4 protein-coding genes are annotated in these 8,496 nt (G+C 62.7%); all 4 read left to right on the top strand.

The genetic code is table 11. The annotated features are described in order from the left end of the window. Positions 1-1,673: 1,673 nt before the first annotated feature. The 4 genes from dndC to LHA35_RS27145 all read left to right on the top strand — a co-directional run bounded on the left by dndC (position 1,674) and on the right by LHA35_RS27145 (position 8,400). Positions 1,674-2,822, top strand: coding sequence for a DNA phosphorothioation system sulfurtransferase DndC (dndC, locus tag LHA35_RS27130; protein ID WP_226614266.1), 1,149 nt, complete (start codon positions 1,674-1,676; stop codon positions 2,820-2,822). A 242-nt stretch (positions 2,823-3,064) separates the two neighbouring features. Next, positions 3,065-5,140, top strand: a complete 2,076-nt coding sequence (gene dndD, locus LHA35_RS27135) for a DNA sulfur modification protein DndD (protein WP_226614267.1) — start codon at positions 3,065-3,067, stop codon at positions 5,138-5,140. A 2-nt stretch (positions 5,141-5,142) separates the two neighbouring features. Continuing rightward, positions 5,143-6,681 carry a DndE family protein gene (locus LHA35_RS27140; protein WP_226614268.1) on the top strand — a complete coding sequence of 513 codons (1,539 nt, stop codon included), beginning with the start codon at positions 5,143-5,145 and terminating at the stop codon, positions 6,679-6,681. Between the two features lie 450 nt (positions 6,682-7,131). Beyond that, positions 7,132-8,400 carry a DNA phosphorothioation-associated putative methyltransferase gene (locus LHA35_RS27145; RefSeq protein ID WP_226614269.1) on the top strand — a complete coding sequence of 423 codons (1,269 nt, stop codon included), beginning with the start codon at positions 7,132-7,134 and terminating at the stop codon, positions 8,398-8,400. Positions 8,401-8,496: the final 96 nt, after the last annotated feature.

Consider the following 8,496-nt stretch of genomic DNA (forward strand, 5'->3'; position numbering starts at 1 on the left):
AAGGGAGCGCCGCTGGCGCCGGAAACGTGTTTCTGGCAGCCGCCACGCGGCAGCGGGCGCATGGAAGGTCCGCCGGAGCCTACCGCACCCGCCGATCCTGCGCGCTTTTCAGCAGCCTGCTAGGATCGACAAGAAGATCGCGAGCACGAACAGCAATGCCATCATCAGAATCGCAAACGACAACAAAATTAAGTCTCTATTCCTGAATGATATCAATACGAGTTGTAGAGCAGTGGAGCCAATAAGGGCAGGGAAGAATGTCAGAACGGACGTCGTCAGAGTGTCTAGATTTGATGAAGGATCCGAGGCAATAATCTTTCCCACCTCGACCCACGTGCCGAGTGCGCCGAATATCGTCGTCCCTACTAGAAAATACATTAGGAACGCGAACTGGCCTAAAGGCTCCTTTGTGCGACGCGCTAGCTCACGTCGCAAATACGCGAAGTCGTCCAGATCGCTCGATTGCTGACTAGCCTCAGTCACGCTTCCCCCTTTCAGGCGCTTCTCATTGCGACGCTAGAATCCTGCGCGTCTTAGCTTCTAACCTCGCCGTTGATAACGGTGATTGTCAAAGGAGTTGTCCGATGCCGACCAGCCACCGCGCTTTGCGCGGTGGCTGGTCGGCGGTGGGCGACGCTCCGGCGGCTTGGCTCTGCCACGGTGGTGCTATTGCCCTGCGACGCGCAGGATGCGGTAGAAGCCGGCCTCCGAGGCGAGATAGCGCCCCCCATCGGCCAGGTGGGTCCCGATCTGGCTGGGCGGTAGGCTCCCGAGCGCCTGGTTGTTGCAGGCATCTGCCCTGGCGCTCCGCCTCCGCCAGCTTGTTGGCTCGGAGCCGGCCGGGGCGCCGTTGGGCCGCGGTCCTCTGGCGTGCCGTCCCCCCGTTCGCCAACGCGGACAGGTATGCTCGTCGCACCGGATTTCAGCGCAGGCCTTGGCGCGACGCGCGCCGGCCGCCGTGCGCTCTCGATCAGCGCCATGGCGTGCTGGCAATCTGGTATGCCGGTCATGCGTCCTCGCCGCCCCCCCCCCCAGATCGCCGCGGCTTTTTTTGTGGCGCCAGCAGCGCCGCCGCCTCGGCGAGCGCCTTCTCTTTGCGTGCCAGGTGCCGCTGTGGGCAGGAGCCGCCCCTTGCAGCGGGCATCCCGGCGCGAGCTGTGCAGCGTCGTCTCGGCGATCCCCTCCTCCTTCGTCAGCTGCCGCAAGGCGAGCGCATGCAGCGGCTCGAGCTTCTTCAGAACCGCGGCACGGCGCTCCCTCGAGCAGGCCAACTCGTCCCTGCGTCCCGGCCCTTTGAAAATGACAGTTCATCTCGAGCGCCGGACAACTTGCCTGACGGAGGGGGGACGTGGGCCAGCGCGTTCCTCATCCAGTGCAAGATCCGAATGCAATCAACACCGTGCGCTTCGTTGCCTTGATGCCTTTTGAGCCGGTCCCACCCGGTGTCGCCAGCGGCGGGACGCGCGCTTTCCCCGGTCCAGAGCGTGGTGGAGTCGGCCGGGCTCCCTCCCGCGGAGGACTTGCCCGATGCCGAGCCGACGCCACCCAAGCCTGACACCACGGCGGACGCCGGACTTTCCATCGCCACCGCGGCCCTCCGTGCTTCCGGTCGCCCAGGTTCAGGGCATGCTCATCTCTTGCGGCTCAGTGCTGGCCTCGCGCATTATAGCGGCATGCTCGATTCGTTCGCCCCGCCCGATGCTCTTGACCCTGATTTGGATCGCGTGATCTCTAGCATTCGCGCTGAACTTCGCAATGAATACTTGGAAGATCACAGTTTTCCGTGGATTGTCGGATTCTCGGGCGGCAAGGACAGCACCCTTGTGGCTCACCTCGTCTTTGAGATGCTTCTATCGCTTGCCCCGGCTGATCGACGCCGCCCGGTGCACATTGTGTCGAATGACACTCTCGTCGAGAGCCCGCTCGTGGTGGCGCATATCGCGACAGTCCAGGCGGAGATGGAGGCGGCCGCACGGGCATGGCGCCTTCCGATTTCCGTTGTCACGACACGCCCTGATCCCGATGCAACTTTTTGGGTTAATTTGATCGGTAGAGGGTACCCATCGCCCAACAGGTCCTTTCGGTGGTGCACGGACCGAATGAAAATCCAGCCGACTAGTCGCTATATCCGGCAACAGGCGGCGGCCTCTGGCGAAGTGATCCTACTTCTCGGGGTGCGCCGCGACGAGAGCGCAACTCGCGCTGGGAGCGTGGCCCGATACGATAACGGCACGCGTCTCAATGACCACAATGACCTAAAGGGTTGCAAGGTGTTCCGCCCTATCGTCGAACTCACCACGGACGATGTGTGGGAATTTCTCGGCACGGTATCGCCGCCCTGGGGCGGCACGCATCGGGCGCTGATTCAGCTGTACCGAGATGCCGGCGGCGGCGAATGCCCCGTGGTCACTTCACAGGATGATGCACCATCATGCGGCACCACGTCTTCACGCTTCGGCTGCTGGACGTGCACAGTGGTCGAGAAGGATCGTAGCCTCACTGGGTTCGTTGAAGCTGGCTTCGCAGAGTTCGCTCCTCTCATCGGCTTCCGCGATTGGCTTGCGTCGATCCGCAATGACCCGAACCGACGTATGGCGCGCCGCCGCGACGGGCGCTTCCTGGTGACGAAGGAGGGCGTCTTCGTGCCCGGGCCGTTTACCTTCGAGACGCGGCGGGAGATTCTTGAGCGCGTTCTCGAGTTACAGACTTGCACCGGCCAAACAGTGATAAGCGATGATGAGGTCGCGCGCGTCAGGCGCATCTGGGCGGAAGATGCGGCGCAGGCAGCTGCGTGGGAAGCGGAAGCTGGTCCGGGCAGCTAGTCCGGTACGGGGGGAAAATTGGCAAGAGAGTACGTCACGCTGTTCGCCTCGAAGGAGGGACAGACGCTTTTGCGCAGGCATTGTCGCCGAATGGGCCTTCCGATTGCTGACCTTCGACAGCTGGTCGAAGAGGTGATCGAGAAGGACTCGATGGCCAAGCGTGCGGGACTGTGGCAGGCATTCGATGACATCCTCGATACGCCCGCCGAGGAATCCTCGGGCCAGGCGGAGGAGTAGGGCTGATGCATCTGCGAAGCGTCAGCCTCCGCAACTTCAAGGCATACGAAACTGCACGCGTTGACATCCCCGCCCCGGCGCAAGGCAAGAACGTCGTCCTGATTGGCGGGAAGAACGGCTTTGGCAAGACGACATTGTTCGAGGCCTTGGCGCTTGGCCTTTACGGGCGAGACGGTATTCGCCTGATCCTCCGCGCCGGCGCGGCAGCTGATGAAGACCGCAGGGCCATGAACTTTCGCGAGTTCATGGGACGGGCGCTAAACCGAAAGGCGCTGCGCAACGGCCTCTATGATTGTCGTATCGAACTTGGCTTCGAAGACGACGCAGGTACGCCGATTACGATAACCCGAACGTGGCACTTCAACGACAAAGGCGAGCTTCGTAACAACGCGGAGGACATCCGAATCCTCAAGGGCATCGAACGGAAGCCCGTGGAGCCACCGCGTTCCGAAGCGGACTTTGATGGCTGGTATCGAGATTGGATTGCTCGGGAGTTCCTGCCCTCCAATCTCGCCGCATTCTTCCTATTCGATGGCGAAGCTGCGTCAGCATACGCCGAACGCGACATGGGCCAACAGGTGCGAGACGGGATCGAGGGGCTGTTGGGGCTCGTCTGGCTGCGCCGGCTTTCCGAGGCCCTACGAAATTACGCCAATGCACGCCGCAGCCAGGTGGCAAGGGGTGTAACTGGCGAACGCATCCTCCAGCTCCAGCAGGAGTGCGACACGCTGGAAAAGGAAATAAGCGACGCTGCTGCGCGACTCGAGGAGATTGCTCCACAGCTCGCCGATGCGGAGGCGGAGCGCGAGGCACTTACGCTTGAGCTGGCTGGTTACGGTCCGGGTACACAGGCTGACTTGCAAGAACTGCAAACGCGACGCAGCGTCGAAGAGACGCGCCGGCGCCGAGCCAGCGAGCGCCTATTTGAGCTCGCCGAATCCGATCTTCCGTTCGCGATGGCTGGCGACAGTTTGCGGGAGCGCGTGGAGCGACGCCTAGAAGCCGAGCGGCGACGCGAACAGTGGCTCGCCGCGGTAGCGGAAACGAAGGAGCGAGCGGAAGGCGTATTGGCATCCATCGCTGAGGAGCTGGCGGCAGTCGCGCCGCCGCTTCTGCCGGTGCAGGACGATGGTGTGAAGCAAGCCGTGCGGCGCGGCCTTGAGCGGCTGTGGCAACCTCCTCCGAATGACGCCGCCGACGCCTTTCATCATGGCCACGTCACTGGGCGCCTCCGCGAGGCCGTTCGCGAACGCCTTGAACGCGCGCGCACAGCAAATTCGGAAGCCGTTGCCAACCTGCTCCAAGAAATGACGCACGCTGCGGCCGAGTTGCGCGCGATCAATGCAGCCATGGAGAACCGCCAGGTCACAGCGCCACAACTCGACGAGAAGCGCAATCGGATTGCCCATTTGAATAGTTTGGTGTCGGGCCTCAGTCGTGAGGGCGGGGAGAAGCGCGCCTTCATCTCTTCCCGTACACCCGAACTGGGCCAGAAGCGGGCTGACCTGAAGCGACAATCAGAACAACTTGATCAGTCACAACGGCCGGCTCGTCTCGCACGGCGTGCGGTAGACGTTGCTGATATGCTTGAAAGCGTGATTTCGGAGGCGCTTCCGCTCCAAACACGAGAAGTTGCCGACGAGATGACGCGCGCCATCGGCGAGATGGCGCACAAGAAGGATCAGTTCCGGCAAGTGGAAATTACGCAGCAGGGGGAAGTTAAGCTGCTTGGCGAGGCCCGACAGAATCTTCGGGAACTCGACCTTTCTGCTGGGGAAAAGCAGGTATTCACGCAGGCGCTTTTTGCTTCGGTGGCGTTCGTGTCGCAGCGGACATTCCCATTGGTGATCGACACGCCGCTTGGAAGGCTCGATGAGGAGCATCGGCTCAACGTGCTTCGCTTTATCGCTCAGCGGCCCGGACAGGTGATTCTGATATCAACCGACACGGAGGTTGTTGGCTCGTACCTGGCAGCGATCCGCAAACGCGTGGCGAAGGCATACCGCATTGAGCACCGTTCGGACGGCGGCTTCGGATTGTCTTCGTTGGTGCCGGGATACTTCGTCGGGCAGGAAGTTTGATCATGTCGTTGGCCGAACCCGCGCCTCTCCAGCCGGACCAGATTGCTCCGGCGCAGTTCCGCAGCACAGAAGAAGCCGATAGCCGCTTGCGGCAGCTGAAGGACATCCTCGGCTTCGGCAACCACAACATACCGGCGCGACTTGCAATCGCGCGCTCGCTGTCGGTGCCGGAGACGCCTCCGGTTGCAGCCGGCGATGCCGGCATGGTAATCCGTGGCCAGAACCTTTTTGGTACCGGCACGGATGCCGCTGTCTGGGTTTCTTTGCTGGCCCAACACGCAGGGCGTGCACCTAAGGATGTCCCTGAACTCCAAGGTTGGGTGCGCGCTCATTGGGCACGGGGGGCCGCGATGCTCGCGAGCCTGTTGGAAGAGGCCAATGGCGATAGCGATGAAGTCTGGCGGCTACTTGCAGAAACCGCTCTGCCTAAAGGAAGCAATGAAGCAAATGGCCTAGGTACAGGAGCTTCGGGTTTCGACGGCGGTGCTGTTGCAGCGTTGGACATTCCGCTTGGTGAAGTGGCGCAGGATGCGGTTAGCGGCGACTTGATTTCGTGGGCATTGAATGCCCCCGGTGGTAGTCCACACGCCGCGTTCATGGGTGGTGTGGGCAGCGGAAAGACTCGCACTGCCACCTTTATGCTGCGGAACATCCGCGAGCGCAGCCGCGTGCCGATCATCGCGTTCGACTTCAAAGGCGATATGTCTGACTCTCGGAATCGGCTACACGAGGCCTTTGACGCGACGGTGCTCACGCCACCCGATACACCGATACCGCTTGATGTTTTCGCACTCGTCGACCGGTCCCCAAATGAAATCGTCAAGGCAGCGCAACGCTTGCGCGACAGCCTCTCCAATCTCAAGGAGACACGCTTTGGCGATAACCAGAAGCGTAGGCTCGGGGACGCCTTGGAGCAGGCGCTTCGCAGCCACACTCCATGCCGCTTGAAGGACGTTCGCGACGCCTTGCAGCAAGTCTATGCTGCCCAGAACGCACGTGAAGACGGGGCAGTTAATGCCCTTGTTGACTTGTGCCGCCTTCCGCTCTTCGATCCCACGCTCTCACCGACGGAGTTCTTCAAGAGATCATGGGTAATCACGCTTCGCGCAGATGTGCCCGACCTCTTCCGAGTAAGCATAGTGACGCTGCTGACGGACGCGCTGGACCGCCACCTCAACGCCCAGGCCGATGCTCCGACTGACGAACTGGGTAACCGTGCGCTTCGCGTTCTCTGCGTCATCGATGAGGCGCATAAGATCCTCGGTGCACGGCTACCCGGCCTGTCGAACCTTATTCGGCAGGGGCGGTCAAAGGGCGGCGCAGTGACGCTCATCTCACAACGCCCTGACGATTTCGAGGGCGAAGACGACGACTTCCTATCTGAGATGGGACTGCTCGTCTGCTTTGGTACCAACGCCAAGGAGGCAGCCGTTCGCCGTATTCTTGGCTCGGGGGCAAATCTTGCGGTACTGAAAACAGGCGAGGCATTGGCAAAGAAGCGTGGTGAAGCGGCTGCACGCCGCGTGGTTGCGTGGCGTTAAGGGGCAGGCACCAAGCTACTCGGCAACGGCGCGAGCCTCTGCAACATCATCCCAGGGTGCCGGTAAGCGACCCCGGCAACCCCTCTGTCCTGTTCGCCGGCATCAACGCCCACGGACTGGTGGGCTCCCTGCTGCCTTGTCTCGCCATGGTGACCGACGCGGGGTGTTCGAACGGCACGCCGTCGCCCTTACACGCGGTGCTCGCGATGGGGCTATCCGGTGACGATGCGCGGGCGGTCGTACGCTTTGAGCCCGCCCGTGCCACGCTGGTATCCGATGTGGAGGAGGAGGCGGCTGCGCGGGTCGCGGGGCTGTACGCGCGCCTACATTGGAGGCAGCCTAAGCAGACCGCCCACGGTCCCGCCGCAACGGGAGAAGAATGTGAGCGCAAGTGCCGTGCAGAATAGGGCTGCGACCGATACCCGTGCCTGTTACTCTGCTGCGACACGCTTGCTCGACGGCGGCAAGCGCGTTGCGGACACCGTCTACATGCACGTATCGCTCTTAGAAGAGCAGTCCGCGGCGGTTCGCGACCTAGTCATAGCCGCAGCAGCGCTCGCGCGCGATGCGGACGGCCGCTTCAGCGTGGTGAGGATCGCGCTGAGGCGCCCCCAGATTGGCCTTCTCGATTATCCAGGGTTCTTCGCGGAGCCCTTCCCTGCCCTAGGCGCGTCCTGGCTCGTTGATCTTGAGGCAGGACGCGTCTCATGCGTCGACTTTTCGAACCGCGATAATCCCCCGATCCTGCACCGCAAGGAGCTGCTGCTGCCGGCGCAACACCCGGAACGCGCCCGTTTCGCGAGCCTCACGAGGGCACTCGTGGACTACGGCGCCTTCGAACAGCCTCTCCACACCATTGGGCAACGGCTCGGTTGGAGCCGCGCGCTCGCATCGCTAGGTCTGAAGGTCGAGAACCATCAGGTTGTGGTGAGCCCGGACGGTACCGCCGCTGACCATGGCTCCGACGCCCTGAGCATTGCCCGACACCGTACAGCCCTATCTCGGAGCCGCCTCTCCACTCCGATGCGTGCCCTCGCGCAGTGGGGTTACCTCGACGGCTCGCGAACAGTGCTGGACTACGGCTGCGGGCGTGGGGACGATGTTCTTGCGCTCTGCGCGGCTGGAGTGCGCGCAACGGGGTGGGACCCACACTACGCGCCTGGATGTCCTCGGGAGCCAGCTGAGGTCGTCAACCTCGGCTTCGTGCTCAACGTGATCGAAGATCCCGCGGAGCGTTCGGAGGCGCTTCGCACGGCTTACGGGTTGGCGGAACGCGTGCTGTCTGTGGCGGTCATGCCCACGGGCAAGGGCGACGGCGCCGATTACGCTGACGGCGTCATAACAACCCGCCGCACCTTCCAGAAGTACTTCAGCCAGACGGCGCTTCGGGCCTACGTGGAACAGGTCCTCGGCCGCGAGCCCGTGACAGTCGGCGCCGGGCTCGTCTTCGTTTTCCGCTCCGACGAGGAGGAGCAGAGCTTCCTCGCGCGGCGGCAGCGTTGTGCCGCCCAGGCGACCGACGATCGCTTCGAGCTGGTGCTACCGCCTGCTGAAGCAAGGACAGGTTCGGCGTCGGCATATTCGCGCCACCAGGAGCTACTCGACAGCTTTTGGTCAACGGCGCTGGAACTCGGGCGCCTGCCGGAAGCCGACGAGTTCGAACGCGGAGAGGAGCTGCGCGCGGCCCTTGGCTCGGGAGCTATGGCCGAAACTGGGTGATGGCGGGCTGAGAGAGGCGGCGTATCGAGGCGGGTGACGAGCCTGCCAGGACCTCCCGAAGGAGCGATACGCCATGACGAGCGATACCACGGTGGT

Source organism: Roseicella aerolata, from assembly GCF_020523605.1.
GTDB classification, from domain to species: domain Bacteria; phylum Pseudomonadota; class Alphaproteobacteria; order Acetobacterales; family Acetobacteraceae; genus Paracraurococcus; species Paracraurococcus aerolatus.